At 65.2% G+C, this 16,642-nt stretch carries 15 protein-coding genes; 4 read left to right on the top strand and 11 right to left on the bottom strand.

Going from position 1 to position 16,642, the window contains the following annotated elements:
* Nucleotides 1-46: 46 nt before the first annotated feature.
* The gene (locus tag HCR84_RS01335) at nucleotides 47-1,513 is read left to right on the top strand and encodes an alpha/beta hydrolase (RefSeq protein ID WP_166982806.1); all 1,467 of its coding nucleotides are present in this window, start codon (nucleotides 47-49) and stop codon (nucleotides 1,511-1,513) included.
* Nucleotides 1,514-1,515: 2 nt separating this feature from the next.
* Nucleotides 1,516-2,718, top strand: coding sequence for an MFS transporter (locus tag HCR84_RS01330; RefSeq protein WP_166982808.1), 1,203 nt, complete (start codon nucleotides 1,516-1,518; stop codon nucleotides 2,716-2,718).
* A 10-nt stretch (nucleotides 2,719-2,728) separates the two neighbouring features.
* Here the strand turns inward: HCR84_RS01330 and HCR84_RS01325 are convergent, their stop codons facing one another.
* From HCR84_RS01325 to HCR84_RS01295, 7 genes are all read right to left on the bottom strand, one after another.
* Nucleotides 2,729-3,484 carry an ABC transporter ATP-binding protein gene (locus tag HCR84_RS01325; protein WP_166982810.1) on the bottom strand — a complete coding sequence of 252 codons (756 nt, stop codon included), beginning with the start codon at nucleotides 3,482-3,484 and terminating at the stop codon, nucleotides 2,729-2,731.
* Nucleotides 3,481-4,290, bottom strand: coding sequence for an ATP-binding cassette domain-containing protein (locus HCR84_RS01320; RefSeq protein WP_244972543.1), 810 nt, complete (start codon nucleotides 4,288-4,290; stop codon nucleotides 3,481-3,483). Before HCR84_RS01320 ends, HCR84_RS01325 begins: the two co-directional genes overlap by 4 nt.
* Nucleotides 4,287-5,183 (bottom strand): ABC transporter permease, encoded by an 897-nt coding sequence (locus HCR84_RS01315; RefSeq protein ID WP_166982812.1) that lies wholly within the window; start codon nucleotides 5,181-5,183, stop codon nucleotides 4,287-4,289. Before HCR84_RS01315 ends, HCR84_RS01320 begins: the two co-directional genes overlap by 4 nt.
* A complete protein-coding gene (locus HCR84_RS01310) occupies nucleotides 5,180-6,142 on the bottom strand; it encodes an ABC transporter permease (RefSeq protein ID WP_166982814.1) in 963 nt (320 codons plus the stop codon). The genes HCR84_RS01315 and HCR84_RS01310 overlap by 4 nt, the downstream gene beginning before the upstream one ends.
* 11 nt (nucleotides 6,143-6,153) lie before the next feature.
* Nucleotides 6,154-7,647: an ABC transporter substrate-binding protein gene (locus HCR84_RS01305; RefSeq protein WP_208322157.1), complete on the bottom strand. Its 1,494-nt coding sequence runs from the start codon at nucleotides 7,645-7,647 to the stop codon at nucleotides 6,154-6,156.
* Nucleotides 7,647-8,375 (bottom strand): DUF1684 domain-containing protein, encoded by a 729-nt coding sequence (locus tag HCR84_RS01300; protein WP_166982816.1) that lies wholly within the window; start codon nucleotides 8,373-8,375, stop codon nucleotides 7,647-7,649. The genes HCR84_RS01305 and HCR84_RS01300 overlap by 1 nt, the downstream gene beginning before the upstream one ends.
* A gap of 227 nt (nucleotides 8,376-8,602) precedes the next feature.
* Entirely contained in the window at nucleotides 8,603-9,442 is an 840-nt protein-coding gene (locus HCR84_RS01295) for an NAD-dependent epimerase/dehydratase family protein (protein ID WP_166982818.1), read from the bottom strand.
* Nucleotides 9,443-9,531: 89 nt separating this feature from the next.
* Here HCR84_RS01295 and HCR84_RS01290 point away from each other — a divergent pair, with 89 nt between their 5' ends.
* A complete protein-coding gene (locus HCR84_RS01290; protein WP_195706674.1) occupies nucleotides 9,532-11,394 on the top strand; it encodes a DUF2207 domain-containing protein in 1,863 nt (620 codons plus the stop codon).
* A gap of 35 nt (nucleotides 11,395-11,429) precedes the next feature.
* Here HCR84_RS01290 and HCR84_RS01285 read toward each other — a convergent pair whose 3' ends face one another.
* From HCR84_RS01285 to HCR84_RS01275, 3 genes are all read right to left on the bottom strand, one after another.
* The gene (locus tag HCR84_RS01285) at nucleotides 11,430-12,335 is read right to left on the bottom strand and encodes a serine hydrolase (protein WP_166982820.1); all 906 of its coding nucleotides are present in this window, start codon (nucleotides 12,333-12,335) and stop codon (nucleotides 11,430-11,432) included.
* 89 nt (nucleotides 12,336-12,424) lie between these two features.
* Entirely contained in the window at nucleotides 12,425-14,404 is a 1,980-nt protein-coding gene (locus HCR84_RS01280; RefSeq protein ID WP_166982822.1) for a M13 family metallopeptidase, read from the bottom strand.
* Nucleotides 14,405-14,413: 9 nt separating this feature from the next.
* Nucleotides 14,414-14,905, bottom strand: a complete 492-nt coding sequence (locus tag HCR84_RS01275; RefSeq protein ID WP_166982824.1) for a MarR family winged helix-turn-helix transcriptional regulator — start codon at nucleotides 14,903-14,905, stop codon at nucleotides 14,414-14,416.
* Nucleotides 14,906-14,981: 76 nt separating this feature from the next.
* On the opposite strand from HCR84_RS01275, the gene HCR84_RS01270 reads away from it, so the two are divergent.
* A complete protein-coding gene (locus HCR84_RS01270; RefSeq protein WP_166982826.1) occupies nucleotides 14,982-15,632 on the top strand; it encodes an NAD(P)H-dependent oxidoreductase in 651 nt (216 codons plus the stop codon).
* On the opposite strand, the gene HCR84_RS01265 is transcribed toward HCR84_RS01270, so the two are convergent.
* Nucleotides 15,620-16,618 (bottom strand): SDR family NAD(P)-dependent oxidoreductase, encoded by a 999-nt coding sequence (locus HCR84_RS01265; RefSeq protein WP_166982828.1) that lies wholly within the window; start codon nucleotides 16,616-16,618, stop codon nucleotides 15,620-15,622. The genes HCR84_RS01270 and HCR84_RS01265 overlap by 13 nt on opposite strands.
* Nucleotides 16,619-16,642: the final 24 nt, after the last annotated feature.

Here is a 16,642-nt window from a genome sequence, read left to right as displayed (position 1 = left end):
CCCCGCCCGAGGTTGCGCACAGACACCGGTTCGTAGACTCGAGCATATGAGCCAGCAACGCGAGTTCGTCAGCGCCGGGCGCACCACAATCATCAGCGTCTCGGGCATCGACACCGGAATCGACTACGTTCTCGTTCACGGCATCGGCATGGGGCACCGGTATTGGTCAGACTTCGCCGAGGCGCTCGGGCGCACCGGGCGCGTTTTCGCCCTCGACCTGCCCGGGTTCGGAGACGCGCCAGAGCCCGAAGAGCCGCTCGACATGGCGGCATCCGGTGATCTCATCGCCGAGATCGTCGAGAGCGAAGGGCTGCGCAAACCCGTGCTCGTTGGCCACTCGATGGGCACCGAGATCGTCGTCGAGGCCGCCGCAAGGCACCCCGAGAGCGCCTACCGCGTCGTGCTCATCGCACCGACGGTCAACCCGCGTGAGCGCACAGCGGCAAAGCAAGCAGTGCGGATGCTGCAGGATGTGTCGATGTCGAAGCCCAAGGTGATGGTGCTCGGCATCATGTACTACGTCAAGGCCGGGCCGCGGTGGTACATCAAGAAGCTCGGCACGATGCTGGAGCACCACGTCGAAGATTCACTGCCGAAGGTCACGGCGCCCGTGCTCGTGCTGCGCGGCCGCACCGACACCATCGTGCCCGAATACTGGGCACGTGAGGTCACCGGGCTCGTGCCAGACGGTCGCTACATCGAGCTTGACGGGCACGGCCACGAGGCGATGATCACCGGCGGGCTGCGCGTTGCGAAGCTCGTCGCGGAGCATGCCGGTGCCGAGCTTCCCGACGACGACAAGATTGCCGCCGCTCCCCCGCTGACGGCGCTTGGGCGTGCGCGCATCTGGGCTGCCGACTACCTCTACGCGGGCTCCCGCCAGGCCCTGTCGCTTCTGCGGCGCAGGCCGCCAGCGCGCTACCTCAAGGGTGATCGTCGCAAGCCCATCATCGTGCTGCTGCCCGGCGTCTACGAAACGTGGGTGTTTATGGCGCCGATCGCCGACCGACTCTCGATGGCCGGATACCGTGTGAACGTCGTGTACGGCATGAAGCACAATCGCCGACCCATCGTCGACACGTCACGGATGCTGCAGCGCGCCCTTGAGCGCGTGCACGTTCCGTCGGCTGGGCGCATCATCGTCGCCCACAGCAAGGGCGGACTGATCGGCAAGCACCTCATGAGCGAGGCGGATCTCGGTGTGCGGGGAATGGTGACGCTGTGCACGCCGTTCGCTGGGTCGAAGCTCGCGACGTTCGCCGTGGGCAAGACGCTGCGTGAGTTCGGTCCGGCGAACGGCACCATCACAGCGCTTGCGGGCGAGACGTCAGTGAACGAGCGAATCACGTCACTCTCACCCTCTTTCGACCCTCACATTCCGGACGGCAGTGCCCTCGAGGGTGCGCGCAACATTCCGATGCTGGGAGCAGGGCACTTTCTGACGCTGGCTTCAGAAGAGGCTGAAGACTCTGTGCTCGCCGAGGTTGAACGGTTCGCGGCCGTATCCTCATAAGGATGTCCCTCGGTCGCGCCTTCACCGTTCTGTGGGGTGCGAATGCCGCGTCGAACCTCGCTGACGGACTGGCGTTCGTATCAATGCCACTCCTCGCGGCATCCCTCACAGACGATCCACGCCTTGTTGCCGGGGTCGCTACCGTGTATGCGCTCGTTCGCCTTCTCGTCGCACTGCCCGTCGGGGTCTTGGTTGACCGCGCCGATCGGCGCACCCTCCTGCTCACAGCAAACCTGCTGCGAGGCGCGAGCGTCCTCGCCCTCGCCCTGTGCGTTCATGTCGGTGTTGGTGGGCTGGTATTGCTGTACATCGCAATCGCCGTGATCGGCACTCTCGAAACCGCAGCCGACAATGCTGCCGTCTCGATTGTGCCGAGCATCATCCGAGACCACGACCTGGATCGGGCAAACGGGCGCATCTCGGCTGCGCAGCTCATCGCCGATGAGTTCGTGGGGCCGCCACTCGGAGGAGTGCTCTTCGCCCTCGCGGCGTCAGCGCCCATCTTCGCCATGGGCGGGCTGTGGGCGGGTGCCGGGCTGCTCGCACTGGCGCTTCCGATGCGCACGACGAGGAAGAGCGAGAACGGCAACCCGACGAGCGACCTAACGACGGTGTCGCGAGAGGCAGCGGCCGGCATTCGGTGGCTTGCCCGGCACCGCACGGTCGGAAGCCTGGCCCTGATCAGTGCCGTCACCAGTGTCGGTTACATGATGCCGTTCTCGATTCTCGTGCTCTTTGCGCAGCAGCGACTCGGCCTCGACGATGCCGGCTATGGCGTGATTCTCGCCGTCTCTGCGCTTGGAGGGCTCGTCGGCTCCGTGGCGACGCCCCGCATTCGCTCTCGCCTCGGTTACCGCTGGACTATCGTCGCAAGTCTCGTCACGGGTTCCGCATCACTGAGCGCACTCTCGGCCACCACGAGCAGCGTGCTCGCCGCCGTGCTGCTCGCCGTCTATATTCTGCATGCAGTCGTGTGGGGAATCTGCGCGACGTCGCTGCGCCAGCGTCTGGTTCCCGATGAGCTTCGTGGCCGCGTGAATGCGGCAACGCGAGTCATGAGTCTCGCCGGTCTCGCTCTCGGCTCCGGCCTCGGCGGAGTCCTCGCGCTCACGCACATTGCGCTGCCCGTGCTCGTGGGCGGATTCGTCTTTCTGGTGTGCTCGGCCGCCGCCGTCGTGCTGCTGCGACACGTCGATCGCGAGTGACGCAGCGGAGTCAGGGAAGGCGAGGGATCGCAGACACCAGTTGGCGTGCGTATGCAGTTGTCGGTGAGGTGAGGATGCCGCCGGTGTCGCCTTCTTCGACGACACTGCCGTCTTTCAGCACGATGGTGCGCTCGCACAGTGCCGCGACGCTCGTGAGGTCGTGCGACACCATCAGCAGCGCAAGGCCTGTTTCGTCGCGCAGCCGCCGCAGCACGTCGATCACCTGAATGCGCGTCGTCACATCGAGCGCGCTCACGGGCTCGTCTGCAAGCAACACCTTCGGGCGGCAGACGATCGCCCGCGCGATGGCGATGCGCTGCCGCTGGCCGCCCGAGAACTCGTGCGGGAAGCGCCGCAGCACATCCCGGTCGAGACCGACGGATGCCACAGCCTCAGCGACGCGCTCACGGGCATCGTCACCCGAGGCGATGCCAAGCGAGCGCAGCGGCTCGGCCACGATGCGGTCGATGCGCTGCCGCGGGTCGAGCGACGAGTACGGATCTTGAAAGACAGTCTGCACGGCCGACCGGAATCGGCGCATGAGCGCGCGATCGCGGCGGTCGAGCGGCACGCCGTCAAACAGCACAGTGCCGTTTGTCGGCGCGACGAGCCCGAGCAGCAGCGACAGGATCGTCGACTTGCCCGCACCGGACTCCCCCACGAGGCCGATGCTCGCGCCCGCCTCGAGCGAGAATGAGACGTCGTGAACCACTGCGCCGCCACGCCGGTAAGCGAAGCTGGCATCGCGAAGCTCAAGGAGGCTCATGCGTCACCCCCGTCGAGCGTGCTGTCGAGCGCTCGGGCGCTGGCGACAAGCTTCTGCGTGTACTCGTGCTGCGGCGCCGTGATGACGTCGTTCACGGGGCCCGACTCCACGGCGACGCCGTCTTGAAGAACCACGACGCGCTGAACCATGCGCGACACCACAGCGAGGTCGTGGCTGATGAACAGCAGTGCCATGTCGTGTTCGGCAACGAGCCGGTCAAGCAGGTCGAGAATCTCGTTCTGCACGGTCACGTCGAGCGCCGTCGTCGGCTCGTCTGCAATCAGCAGCCGCGGCTGCGCGGCGAGCGCGATCGCGATCGCGACGCGCTGCCGCTGTCCACCAGACAGTTCGTGGGGGAACGCCCGCGCAAATCGCTCGTCTGGCAGTGCCACGTCAACGAGCGCGTCGTGCACGGCGCCCCTCAGTTCAGCGCCACGCAGCTTTCGGTGCCGGGCAATGGGCTCGGCAACCTGCTTTCCAACGCGCATGAGCGGGTCAAGCGCCGTGAGTGGCTCCTGAAACACAATGGATGCGGCCGGGCCGCGCAGCGGGCGCAGCATCCGATCTGATGCACCGACGACCTGCTGGCCGTCGAGCAGCACAGATCCGCTGGCGATGAGCCCCGCGTCGAGCAGTCCGGTCACCGCGAGCGACGTCACAGATTTGCCCGAACCCGACTCCCCGATGAGGCCGACGCGCTCACCGGCATCCACCGAGAACGAGACGTCGTCGACGAGAGCATCGCCATCGGCCGAACGCACGGTCAGATGCGAAACCTCAAGAAAGCTCATCTGCGCTTTCTTCATCGTCGCCTCCTCGTGGGATCAGCGACGTCGCGCAGTCCGTCGGCGATGAAGTTGACGCCGAGCACCAGAATGACGAGGGCGATACCGGGCGCAATCGCCCCGACGGGCGCCGTCAGCACAGTTCCCTGCGCCTCCTGAAGCATGCGCCCCCACGAGGCGTTTGGCGGCGGCGCGCCGAGCCCCAGGTACGACAGGCTTGCTTCGGCTAGCACGGCAATGCCGAACTGCAGTGCCAGGTTGACGCCCAGCATCGGCGCGATGTTGGGCAGAACGTGCGCGCCCACGACGCCGGGCCAGCGCGTTCCGCTCGTGCGCGACGCGGTGATGTACTGCTCGCCAAGCACACGCCGCGCGAGAATGCGCACGAGCCGCGCGACGACGGCCGACTGCGCGAGGCCGATCGCGAGAATCGCCGACCACAGCGATGCCCCCTGCACGGCGACAACGAGCATCGCGAGCAGCAGCACGGGGAAGGCGATCACAACGTCGAGAGCCGCCGACAGCGTGTCGTCGAGCCACGGCCAGGCGAACGCGGCGACGAGCCCGAGCACGAGGCCGAGCACCGCGGCGATCGCCACCGAACCCGCTCCCACGGCGAGGGCGATGCGCGCGCCCACCATGAGCTGGGTCATGAGGTCACGCCCGAGCTTGTCTGTGCCAAGCCAGTGCGCGCCGTTCGGCGACTCGAGGCGCGTGCCGCTCGTGTCTGCCTGCGGGTACGGCAGCCAGAACAGCGAGACAAGAGCAAGAAGAATAATGGATGCTGCCAGCACGCAGCCGAGCACGAGCACGGCGCGGTGCCCACGGCGGTCCCGAGTGCGATGCCGATGGCGACGCGCTGGCCCGCCGGCATCCTCAATCTCCGTGTCCTGCACGGGCGCTGTGTCGCTCATCGGTTTCCCGAGACAGTCTGGCGCAGACGCGGATCGACGAGGCGCTGGGCGATGTCGGCGGCGAAGCCGACGAGCAGCACGAAGAGTGTGCTGACAACGAGAATGCCCTGAATGTTGGGGTAGTCGTGCTGGGCGATGGCGTCGAGCAGCATGTTGCCGAGCCCGGGCAGGGTGAAAACGCTCTCGATGACGACGGCTCCGAGCAGCGTTGTCGAGAGCTCGATGCCCAGAATGGCGATCACCGGGACGGAACCGTTGCGCAGCCCGTGCCGCCACAGCGCCTGTGCCATGCTCGCGCCGCCGGCCCGCGCGGTGCGCAGGTAGCCGCTGCCAACGACGTCGAGCGTTGCCGCTCGCACATAACGGGTGAGCGACGCGCTCATCACGATCGCGATCGTGATGATGGGCAGCGCGAGGGAGGTGAGCGCCTCGCCGGGGTTCTCCCAGTCGTCGCGGGGAAATCCGCCCGCGGGCAGCACCCCGAGCGAAAGGGCGAAGATCCAGACGAGGATGATGCCGACCCAGAACACCGGAATCGCGATGCCGAGCTGCGCGAAGCCCGACAGCAGTGTACCGTACCAGCGGTCGGAGCCGACGGCGGCGCCAACGCCGGCGAGGAGCGCAATCGCGAGCCCGAGCGCAAACGCGAGAAGCGTGAGCGGCAGCGTCACCTGCAGGCGGGCCGTCACTTCGGGCAGCACCGGAAGGCCGCTGATGTACGACTCGCCCAGATCGAAGCGCAGCATCTGCCCCGCCCACGTGGCGAACTGCTCGGCGAGCGGCCTATCGCTTCCCACCTGCGCGCGGGCTGCGGCGATCTGCTCGGGTGTCGCGTTCACCGAGAGCAGCGCATTCGCCGGGTCCCCAGGCAGCAGCCTGAGCAGCACGAAGATCACGACCAGGGCGACGACGAGCGACAGCACAAGGAACGCGAACCGACGGATCAGGTAAGAGGGCATTCCCTGCGAACTTACTCCTTGACGATGTCGTACGCGTAGAACTGCGAGTTGAGTCCGTTGATGGGGTAGCCCGTGACGTCGCTTGCCGCCACGACGATCTGCGGGTAGAGGTACAGCCACACGCTTGCGGCATCCTCGGCGATCTTCTCATTCACCTTCTTCAGCAGCTCGGTCTGCTCGTCTGTGGTCTTCGCCTGCTCGGCGTCTGCAACCCACTTCTGCACGTCGGCATTGTCGTAGCCCCAGTAGAAATCGGGGTTGCCGTACCAGACGACGTCACGGTCATTCACGTGCTCCTGAAGCGTCGCCTCGAAGTCGCGGTCTTGGAACACCTTCGTGTACCACTCGTCTGCGGTGATCGTGTTGATCTCGACGGTGATGCCCACCTTCGCCAGCTCTGACTTGAGAAACTCGGCGACGGCCGGATGCGGGTCGTAGCTGGGAGTGTCGAGCGTGAACGAGAAGCCGTCGGCGTAGCCGGCTTGGGCCAGCAAATCCTTCGCCAGGTCCGGGTCGTACGGGTTCACGTCGGTGAGGTCTTCGTACCACGGGTCGGTCGGCGGCACCATCGAGCCGATGAGCTGACCGTAGCCGCCCCAGATCGAGTTCAGCAGCTTCTCGCGGTCGATCGCCGAGTACACGGCCTTGCGCACGAGACGGTCATCGAACGGCGCGACCCGGTCGTTGAACGCGAGCAGCTCCTTTGTCGTCGACGCGCCGTCGTTCACAACGTAGTCGTCGTTGTCGTCGAACTGGCTCAGCGCATCGGGGCTCTGCATGCTTGTAATGATGTCGATCTGCCCGCTGATGAGCGCGTTGTTCTGCGACGTCGCGTCCGTGTAGTAGTGGAAAACAACCTCGGCGTTCTTGGCAGGGTCGCCCCAATAGTCGTCCCAGCGCGTCAGGCTCAGCGTGCTGCCGCGCTTCCATTCGTCGAGCGTGTAGGGTCCTGTGCCGTCTTCGCTGGTCTTGAGGTCTGTTGCCTCGTCATTGACGATCGACACGTAGCTGAGGTTGTAGGTGAACGAGATGGAGCGCTGGCTCAGCGTGAAGACGACTGTGCTCTCGTCTGGGGTCTCGATCGACTCGATGACGTCAAAACTCGACTTGCGCGCCGATTGCGAGTCTTCGGCGGTGACAGCCTCGACGCTCGACTTAACGTCAGCCGAGGTGAGAGGGTCGCCCGAGTGGAACGTGACGCCATCGCGCAACGTGAACGTGTACGTCAGGCCGTCGTCGCTCACCTCTTCGCTCTCCGCCAGAAGCGGCTCCACGTCGCCGTCGTCTGTGAGCTTGTACAGGCCTTCGTAGACGTTGCCGCTGAGTGCCTCGGTGACACCCTGCCCGCCTCCGCCCGTGTTGCTCAGGTTCTGCGGCTCGTACAGCGAACCGATGTTGATCGTCGCGTCTTCACCGCCAGCATCATCTGTTCCGCCAGCCGAGCACCCGGTCAACACGAGAGCCGCTGCGGTAATCGTTGCGGCGAGGGCAAGCTGACGTTTCACTAATTTCTCCAGATGATGTTCTTTTCGCCCGCGGTCACGGGCACGGCGAAGCGGTTCTGCGGGGGCGGCATCGGGCAGTTGTACGCGTGAGAAAAGCCGCACGGCGGCACGAACGCGCGATTGAAGTCAAGCGTCACAGGCCCGGCGTCGCCAAAACCGTGGCTCGTCGAGGCGCGCTGCACAAACATAAAGCGCCCGGCGCCGTATGTTCCGGCCTCATCTTCGCGGCCGTTCGTCGGGTCGCCGAAAACGAGAAGAAGCCTGCCTCCGTCGTCGAACGCGGCAAAGGTGTAGCGCGTGCCGTCGCGCGAGAATGTGATGTCGCCCGGAACAACGAGGTCGCGCGTGCCGCCGTTGTCGCGAATGTGTTCGAACGGCACGGTGCGGTCGGCCGCGACCGGCGTGAACTGCGCCTCGATGACCCACTCCGGGTCGTACTCAAAAGTGTCGATCTCGTCGAACGCGCGGACCGCCGGTGCGTCGGCGTCCCAGAAGCGCAGGCCGTGCTGCGTCTCGCCCGTGTCGATGTCGCTGCGCGTCAGCTCGGTAACGGTGACGGATGCCGGGGCGCCGGCGTATTCCGCGGCAACGTCAGGCTGCTCGCCGTGGGGCAGCCATCGCGTCTCGACGAGGGCGAGGTTTCCTGTCGGCGCTGTGACGGATCGGCGACGTTCCTCACGCCAGGCGGCATGGTCATCGCGAGCAGAAACAGGGCGGGGTTCGGGCATAGCACTTCCGATTATCGGGCGTGGTGGAGGGTGCCGCGAATCGCGGCGTCATGAAGCGCAACGAGTTCGGGGCACGGTGTATTCCGCCAACCACATGGCGCGCACTCGCCCAGCATCGACCACCGACGCGCATCGCCGGGATGACCACAGCAGTTCAGAAGTCACAGATGGCGCTTATGCAGGCCGAATAATCACCGATTTCGACACATGAACTCGCGGCCGAAAAGTTACACGAGGTCGAAGGGCCCGTCGCGCCAGGTGGGATGCTCAGGAACCCAGCCGAGTTCAGCGGCGCGGGCGTTCGTGCTCGCACGGCCCGTCGCGCGCACCGCCAGCCGCGTCTCGTCGCCTCCCGCCGCCCAGACGAGCTCTGGCGCCCACTCCTCGGCGTCCACCGGGTCGTCGTCCACGATATTGACGATCCCTGATGGCCAGTCGAGTGCCTTGACGACGGCGAGCGCTGCGTCGTCGACGTGCACGAACGACGTGTGCCGCACCGTGGCGACGACGGTTCCCTCCTCGGCTCGATCGTGAATGCGGCCGCCGCGCCCGAACCAGGTGCCTCGACCGTAGAGCATCCCCATGCGCAGCACGACGCCGTTCTCGAGGCTGAGCACCGCATTCTCGAGCGACTCGACAGCGGGAAACAAGCTTTCGTCCGTGTCGGGGTCGCGAGCGAACGTGACGCTCTCGTCGCCCGGCTCAGCATCCGGTTCCCCCACCCAGGCGATACTCTCGGCCACCATGCGCGTCACACCGGCTCGCTCAGCGGCAGCGACAAGGTTGCGTGTGCCGACGATGCGCAGGTGCGAGTTGCCCACGAAATCCTCGGTCGCCAGATCAGTGAGCAGGTGAATGATGGCATCGGGCCGCGCACTGTCGACGGCAGAATCGACGGATGCCGCGTCCCGCGCGTCCATGACGGCACGTTCTGCTCCCGCGGCCAGCGCCGGCAGCAGCCTGTCTGCGCTGCGACTCGTCGCGATGACGTCGTGTCCCGCTGCGGTCAGGAGCGGAACCACCCGCGACCCGATCACTCCGGTTCCCCCAGCCACCAAGATCCTCATGCCGCCATTCTCCCCGTCTGCGCGGCGAACGTCTAGAGCGGCGAACTCACGCCCTCGGCTCGGCGCAGCGCCCGCGTTAGTGTGGACGCATGCGTCATCGTCGACACACGTGCTTCCGTCGATCAGCAGCCGCGTTCGGCGTGGCACTCGCCATCGCTGCCGCACCCGCCGTCGCAGCGCCGGCCGTCGCCTCGGGCACGGCGCCACTCGCCGATGACTCCCTCTCGCTCCGTTCGTTTCACGCCGACATGACCCTCGATCGCGATGACAGCGGGCATTCGACGCTGTCTGTGACCGAGACGATCGTCGCCGACTTTCCCGACGCCGACAAGAATCACGGCGTGACCCGCAGCATCCCACTCACCGTCGACGGCGTCGATCTGCACACCGATGTGACGAGCGTGACGGATGCCTCGGGATCCGAGGTTCCGTATACGTCCGCAGACGAAGGCGAGGGGCTCTTTCTCGTCATCGGCGACGAAAACACGTATCTGCACGGCGAGCAGACATTCACGATCTCCTACCTGCAGCGCGACGTCGTTCGCGCCTACGGAAACACCGACAGCCAAGAGCTGTATCGCGACATCAACGGAACGCGTTGGGGCCTGCCTTTCGACACGGTAACCGTCGATGTGACGCTCGGCGACTCGCTTTCAGGCGCGCTCACGGGCAACCTCGCCTGCTACACGGGCGCCGAGGGATCCACAGACTCGGAGTGCAGCATCACCCGAGAAGCCGGGGTCGTGAGCTCGAGCACCGGCCATCTCGACCCCCGAGAGAACCTCACAATCGCCGTCGGCTTCGAGAACGGCACGTTCGTCGCCCCCGAGGGCGCGACGCCATCCTTCCTGCAGATCGTGACGGCGTCGTTGCCGTGGATTCTGCTCGGCGTCGTCGTCGTGCTCGCGGGCTGGGTGCTGTGGTGGCGAAGCACGAGGTGGCGCGACGCACCCGGCCGCGGAACGATCGTGCCGCAGTACACGCCGCCCGAGGGAATCTGCGCGCTTGAGGCAGCCGAGATTCTGCGGCGCCGCAAGAAAGGCTTTGCCGCTCAGCTCGTCGCATTCGCGGTGTCGGGCGTTGCCACGTTGAGCGAGAATCGCGGGGCTCCGCGAACGAGACGATACTCTCTCACCGTCACCGATCCGGATGCTGTCGAGAAGCTCGAGCCCATGGAGCGCAACCTCCTGCTCGCCATCGTCGGAACCATCGAGAAGGACCGCACCGTGGTTCTTGATACGAGGAGCAGGACCATCGGCAACAGGCTTGCGCTGCGCAGGCGCGACGCCAAGCGCTCGCTCGTGACGGAGCGCCTGTTCGAGGCTGCGCCGCAGACGCCGCAGACCGTCACGCGAATTCCCCTCATTGTCGCGAGCATCGCCAGCATTCTGCTCACCCCGTTCTCCGCCGTCGCGATCGGACTCACGCTGACGGTGCTGACCGTGCTGGCGACGATTGCGCTGAGCTTTTTCGTGTATCGCCGTCTCGCCGAACCGCGTCCCCGTCTGACGCCTGAAGGCGCGCTCGTGCGCGAGCAGCTCGACGGGCTGCGAATGTACATGCGGCTCGCCGAGGCCGACCGCATCCGGTATCTGCAGGCGCCAGACACGGCTCAGCGCATCGACGTCACCGACGAGCACGCTGTGGTGAAACTGCACGAGAAGCTGCTGCCCTACGCCATCGTGTGGGGCCTCGAAGAGAAGTGGATCTCGGCCCTTGAGACTGAGTCCGCCACAACCGACGTTCCGCAGTGGTTCACCGGATCGGAGCTGGTCAGAGTGTCGGCGCTCTCGTCGGCATTCGCGACGGGCGGGTTTGCAACGGCGGCAGCGGCATCTGCCACGGCGGGTGCTCCGTTGGCCGGTGGGGCGGGCGTGAGCTCAGTCGGCGGCTCGATGGGTGGCGGCTTCTCTGGCGGCGGTGGCGGCGGAGGTGGAGGCGGCGGCTGGTAGGCGCGAGCGTCAGTGCAGTCTGTCTCGGTGCAGTCTCAGTGCACGTATTCGAGCAGGTCGCTTCCCACCCGGCGCAGTCCGTCGATGACCGAGAGCCTCGTCACGAGATCGGTATCGGCGAACGATGTTGCAACGGCATAGGCGACTCCGGCGCGCGGCCCCCGCAAGACGCCGGCCTCGGCACGCACTCCCGGCTCTGACCCTGTCTTGTTGAACAGCGTGAGGCCGTGCGTTCCGCTGCGGTGCGACAGCGGGTCGAGACCGAAGGCCGACGCGACGAGCGACAGATCCATGTTGAGAGAGAGCCAGTCAACAACGCGTTGGCTCGCCGTTGGGCTCATCGCCTCGCCCCGTGCGAACTCGGCGAACAGCCACGTGAGCTCCTTCATGGAGCCAACTGAGAGGTGGGGTGCGTCGTCTGGGCCACGGTGATCTCGGGCGACGTCGAGCAGGGCCGTTCGCCTGAGCCCGAGGTTCTCGGCGCGCAGCCGCACGGCGTCGAGCCCGATCTGCTTCAGCAGCACGTTCATCGCGAGGTGGTCGTTTGACGAGCCGATGAACGCGGCGAGGTCGGCGATCGGAAACGACGGAGCTTGAAGATGCTGCCACAGGCCAGCATCCGCCGCCTGATCTTGCGACTCGCGATCAAGAATCATCAGCGATTCGAACGCGGGATCGTCAAGGCGAGCAGCGACATCGGCGAGCAGCAGGGCTGTGCCGATGCCCGCCGTGGGCATCACAATGTAGTCGTCGATCGAGAACAGCTCCCGACCGCTCGCAAGATCGATGGCGCGAGCGGAGACTTGAACGCCGTTGCGGGCAAGAAGCGCGAGCGCTCGAAAGCCAGACGCGAACGTATCGGCCGTCTCCTCTGAGCGATGGCGGGCTCGGCGAGCGCTCTGACGCACCCGGCGACCGGGTTCACGCGTGGGGGATGCCACAGACTACGTCCTCCTTCGGACCGGAATTTCTTACCCGGCACTCCGACGGCACGTTCCCCCACGTTCTCGCATCGTCGGCACAGACGGTATTACCAGATGGTGACGCGCTCTTCCGGGTCAAGCCAGAGTGCGTCACCGTCTTCGACTCCAAAGGTAGTGTAAAACTCGTCGAGATTCCTCACAATCTGGTTGCACCGGAATTCGTTTGGTGAATGCGGGTCGATGGCGAGAAGACGGATCGCCTCGGCATCGCGCCCCTTCTGCCGCCACGCTTGCGCCCACGAAAGAAAGAAGCGCTCAGAGCCGTTCAGGCCGTCGATCTCGGGCGACTCATCGCCGCCGAGCGAAAGCAGGTAGGCCTTCCAGGCGATTCCGAGTCCGCCAAGGTCTCCGATGTTCTCGCCGATCGTGAGCGCACCGTTCACGTGATTGTCGGGAACCTGCTCCGGCGCGAGCGCGTTGTACTGCTCGATGAGCGAGCTTGTGCGCTTCTCGAACGCCTCCCTGTCGGCATCCGTCCACCAGTCGATCAGCCGTCCGTCGCCATCGAAGCGCGACCCCTGGTCGTCGAAGCCATGCCCGATCTCGTGGCCGATGACCGCCCCGATCGCCCCGTAGTTCGCCGCAGCATCGCGTGAGGCGTCGAAGAACGGAAACTGGAGGATCGCCGCGGGAAACACAATCTCGTTGAAGCCGGGGTTGTAGTACGCGTTGACGGTCTGAGGAGTCATGAACCATTCGTCGCGGTCGAGGGGCTTGCCGATCTTTTCCACCTCGCGGTAGAGCTCAAAGCGGTTTGCCCGACGCACATTGCCGACAAGGTCGTCTGCGTCGATCGTGAGCTTCGTGTAGTCGCGCCATTTCACGGGGAACCCGATCTTCGGCGTGAATTTGTCGAGTTTCTCGAGTGCCCGCTCGCGCGTGGCAGGGCTCATCCAGTCGAGTGTCGTGATCGACTGCCTGTATGCCTCGACGAGGTTGCCGACGAGTTCATCCATGGCGATCTTCGCCTCGGGCGGGAAGTGCCGTTCGACGTAGACGCGACCAACTGCCTCGCCCATCGCCCCCTCCACAAGCGAGACGCCGCGCTTCCAACGCTCGCGCTGCTCGGGCGTCCCGGTGATGGTGTGCCCGTAGAAATCGAAGTTCTCGGCGACGATCTCGTCTGTGAGGTAGGGGGCAGCGCCGTGCAGCACCTTCCACGCGAGCCAGTCCTTCCACGCGTCGAGCTTCTCGTCGACGAGCAGCTCAGCGAGCCCCTCAAGGTATGACGGCTGCATGACGACAATCTCGGCAAGCGCGCTCTCGGGCATGTCGAGGGCGTTCTTCCACGGCGTCAGGTCGACGCCGGCCACAAGGCCGAGAGCGTCGGCGCCCGAGTAGAGGTTGTAGGTCTTCTGAGCATCACGAGTGGCGACGTTGTCCCAGTGGTGCGACGCCATGGCTGTCTCGAGGTCGAACACGCGCCGGGCGCGTGCCGCGGCGTCGTCGAGCCCACCGAGCTCGAACATGCGCTGCACATGGGCGAGGTATGCCTCACGAATCTCGGCAAATGTCTCTTCGCGATAGTAGTTCTCGTCTGGCAGGCTGATGCCGCCCTGCACCATGAACATGACATACCGTTCGGGGTTGCCCGGGTCGTTGTCGACGCCCATGCCGACAAATCCCCCGAGGCCGTCGTTCTCGAGTGTGCCGATCGTCTCGAGCAGCTCGGCGATCGATGAGACAGCGGATGCCGCGCGCAGCTGCTCGGCGATCGGCTCGATGCCCAGGGCGGCAATGCGCTCTGTGTTCATGAAGCTTGCGTACAGCTCGCCGACCTTGCGGGCTTCCGCCTCGGCATCCGTTCCGTCGAAGACGCCCTTCTGCGCGTCGAGGATGATCTGCTGAACGTTCTTCTCTGCCGCTTCGGCGAGTTGGTGGAAAGTGCCCCACCGCGCCTTGTCGCCGGGGATCTCTGTGGCGTCGAGCCACCTGCCGTTGACGTGCTTGAACAGATCGTCTTGGGGGCGTACGTCGGGGTTGAGCCCGTCGATTTCGATACCGGAGTTGAGAACACCATCAGTCATGCACTCAGCCTAATCGAGCGACGCTATGACCCGCCCGGGTTGCCCAGGATCGGGCGGTGCACCGCCTCCAAGCGCAACGTTGAGAGCGCTCAGCGTCTCGATCGTCGTTCTCAGGGCGTCAGCCGAAAGATCAGGCATGAGCTCCACGAGGTTCTGATCGAGCAGTGCATCACCCGCCCGCACCACCTTCGTGCCTTCCGGCGTCAGGGCGAGAACCTTCTCGCGCCGGGAATGCGGTGCCTCCGTCGCCGTCATCAATCCCGCGTGAACTGCTTTGTCAATCTGTCTGCTCACTGTGCCCTTGGTCAGGCCGAGGCGCACTCCTGCGGCTTGCTGATTGATCTGACCCGGGTGGGCGTCAACGACGCTCAGCACGAGAAACTGCGCGAGCGAGACGCCGACACCCGAGCGAAAGAGCTCATCGCCCGAGCGGTCGAAGCGCGCGGCGACCTGTCGCACCAGATACCAGAGGTTCGCCGTCTCGTCCCACTGTGCGCTCATGCTGAGAGAATACCATATCGTTTGACAAGCAACCGTTTCGTATGCAACCGTTGCTTATCAAACCTTTGGAGTCCCCATGAGAATCCTGTTCGTCGTCGACCATCCCTACACGCTCGCCTCGGCTGAAAACGTCCCACATCGCCGCAGTTTCACCGCCGCCGTTGCCGCGGCCGCAATTCGCGGTGCTCGTCGCGCCGGCCACGACGCCGACGTCATCGACCTCACGGCAGACGAGTTCAGTCCCGTCATGTCGCGTGCCGACCTCGTCGCCTGGCGAATGGCCGAGGTCGTCGATCCCCTCGTGGCTGACTACCAGCGCCGATTGCGCGAGGCAGACCATGTCGTTTTCGCCTTCCCCATCTGGTGGGAGGCCATGCCGGCAGCGACAAAGGGATTTCTTGACCGTGTGCTGACGAAGGGGATCGTCTTCGACGAAATTCCGGATGCCGCAGGCATTCCGTTTCGCAACAAGCTCACCGGCCTGCGTGGCGTGACCCTCCTCACGATTATGACCACCCCGCACGCTGTCTATCGCTGGTGGTTCGGCTCTCCTGCCACCAAGATCATCTTCAAGGGAACGTTCGGCAAGATCGGCGTCAAGAACCTCTCCTGGCGCAATTACGCGAGCGTGACAGAAAAGACCCCGCAGCAACGGCAGAACATGATCACGCAGACAGAGCAGCACTTCGCCGCACTTCGCGACGTGCGCTCCCTTCAGTCTCGCTGAGACGAGTCTGCGAGCAGCTGCTCGCTCATGCTCCAGAGTCGCCGGGCGGATTCCGGGTCGATGGAGTGAGAGACGACGTCGGCGGGAATCTCGTCTGCCGTCACCGGTGGCTGATCATCGTTCAGCTGCGACACGTCGCTGTTGTTGAGGTAGACGCCACCGAGCCCTTCAAGCATCGGGCTTGTGGCGCCGAACACGATTGTGGCAGCGCCCTGCTCCGGAGTTTTCTTACCGTGCTCCGGGTCGATGATCGCGTTCCCGTCTTCGTCGATCAGCCCCATCTGGCGCTGCACATCCGTTCCGACTGCGCCGTTGAACGCCGTACTGGCGATGACGCCCGGGTGCGCAGCGAAGGCGCGAATGTCATCGTCGCGCGACCGGCGGTCCAGCTCCACGGCGAACAGCACGTTTGCCGTCTTCGACTGCGCGTATGCGAGGCCCGTGTCGTAGGTGCGCTCGTGGAAGTGCGGGTCGTCCCAGAGGATGTCCGACATTCTCTGGGCGCCAGACGTTGTGCTGACGACGCGCGCTCCTCCCGCAGCTTTCAGCGCAGGGTAGAGGCTCCTGGTCAGCTGAAAGTGGCCGAGGTGGTTCGTCGCAAACTGTGCTTCGCACCCGCGCGCGTCTCGCTCGATCTCGGCGGAAGCGGGGTACCCGGCGTTATTGATCAGAATGTGGAGTGGGCGCCCGGAGTCGAGCCAGCGCTGCGAGAATGCCTCGATCGACTCCGGATCGAGCAGGTCAAGCTGGCTGACCTCGACGCGCTCGAGCCCGGCGACGGCTGCCTCGGCTCGCTCGGTGTTTCGCGATCCGACGGTCACTGACGCTCCGGCGGCCGACAGTGCTCGCGTCATCACGAGGCCGAGGCCGGAGTGCCCGCCTGTGATCACCACGTTTCTGCCGGAGAGATCGACTCCCTCTAGTACCTCGTCGACCGTCGATGATGCGGAAAATCCGCTTTCCACTGGATGCTGCAGATGTGCCATGATGCTTCTTTCCTTTCGCCTGTG

Origin of the sequence: Paramicrobacterium fandaimingii, from assembly GCF_011751745.2 — a bacterium.
Taxonomy (GTDB): domain Bacteria; phylum Actinomycetota; class Actinomycetes; order Actinomycetales; family Microbacteriaceae; genus Paramicrobacterium; species Paramicrobacterium fandaimingii.
Note: the sequence above shows the minus strand (reverse complement) of the source record. Positions and strands in the feature narration are given on the sequence as shown.

What these genes read in the sequence shown, in the direction of transcription:
- HCR84_RS01335 (WP_166982806.1), top strand. Translation starts at nt 47, where the DNA reads ATGAGCCAGCAACGCGAGTTCGTCAGCGCCGGGCGCACCACAATCATC.
- HCR84_RS01310 (WP_166982814.1), bottom strand. Translation starts at nt 6,142, where the DNA reads ATGCCCTCTTACCTGATCCGTCGGTTCGCGTTCCTTGTGCTGTCGCTC.
- HCR84_RS01280 (WP_166982822.1), bottom strand. Translation starts at nt 14,404, where the DNA reads ATGACTGATGGTGTTCTCAACTCCGGTATCGAAATCGACGGGCTCAAC.
- HCR84_RS01265 (WP_166982828.1), bottom strand. Translation starts at nt 16,618, where the DNA reads ATGGCACATCTGCAGCATCCAGTGGAAAGCGGATTTTCCGCATCATCG.
- HCR84_RS01320 (WP_244972543.1), bottom strand. Translation starts at nt 4,290, where the DNA reads ATGAAGAAAGCGCAGATGAGCTTTCTTGAGGTTTCGCATCTGACCGTG.
- HCR84_RS01300 (WP_166982816.1), bottom strand. Translation starts at nt 8,375, where the DNA reads ATGCCCGAACCCCGCCCTGTTTCTGCTCGCGATGACCATGCCGCCTGG.
- HCR84_RS01315 (WP_166982812.1), bottom strand. Translation starts at nt 5,183, where the DNA reads ATGAGCGACACAGCGCCCGTGCAGGACACGGAGATTGAGGATGCCGGC.
- HCR84_RS01295 (WP_166982818.1), bottom strand. Translation starts at nt 9,442, where the DNA reads ATGAGGATCTTGGTGGCTGGGGGAACCGGAGTGATCGGGTCGCGGGTG.
- HCR84_RS01330 (WP_166982808.1), top strand. Translation starts at nt 1,516, where the DNA reads ATGTCCCTCGGTCGCGCCTTCACCGTTCTGTGGGGTGCGAATGCCGCG.
- HCR84_RS01275 (WP_166982824.1), bottom strand. Translation starts at nt 14,905, where the DNA reads ATGAGCGCACAGTGGGACGAGACGGCGAACCTCTGGTATCTGGTGCGA.
- HCR84_RS01290 (WP_195706674.1), top strand. Translation starts at nt 9,532, where the DNA reads ATGCGTCATCGTCGACACACGTGCTTCCGTCGATCAGCAGCCGCGTTC.
- HCR84_RS01270 (WP_166982826.1), top strand. Translation starts at nt 14,982, where the DNA reads ATGAGAATCCTGTTCGTCGTCGACCATCCCTACACGCTCGCCTCGGCT.
- HCR84_RS01325 (WP_166982810.1), bottom strand. Translation starts at nt 3,484, where the DNA reads ATGAGCCTCCTTGAGCTTCGCGATGCCAGCTTCGCTTACCGGCGTGGC.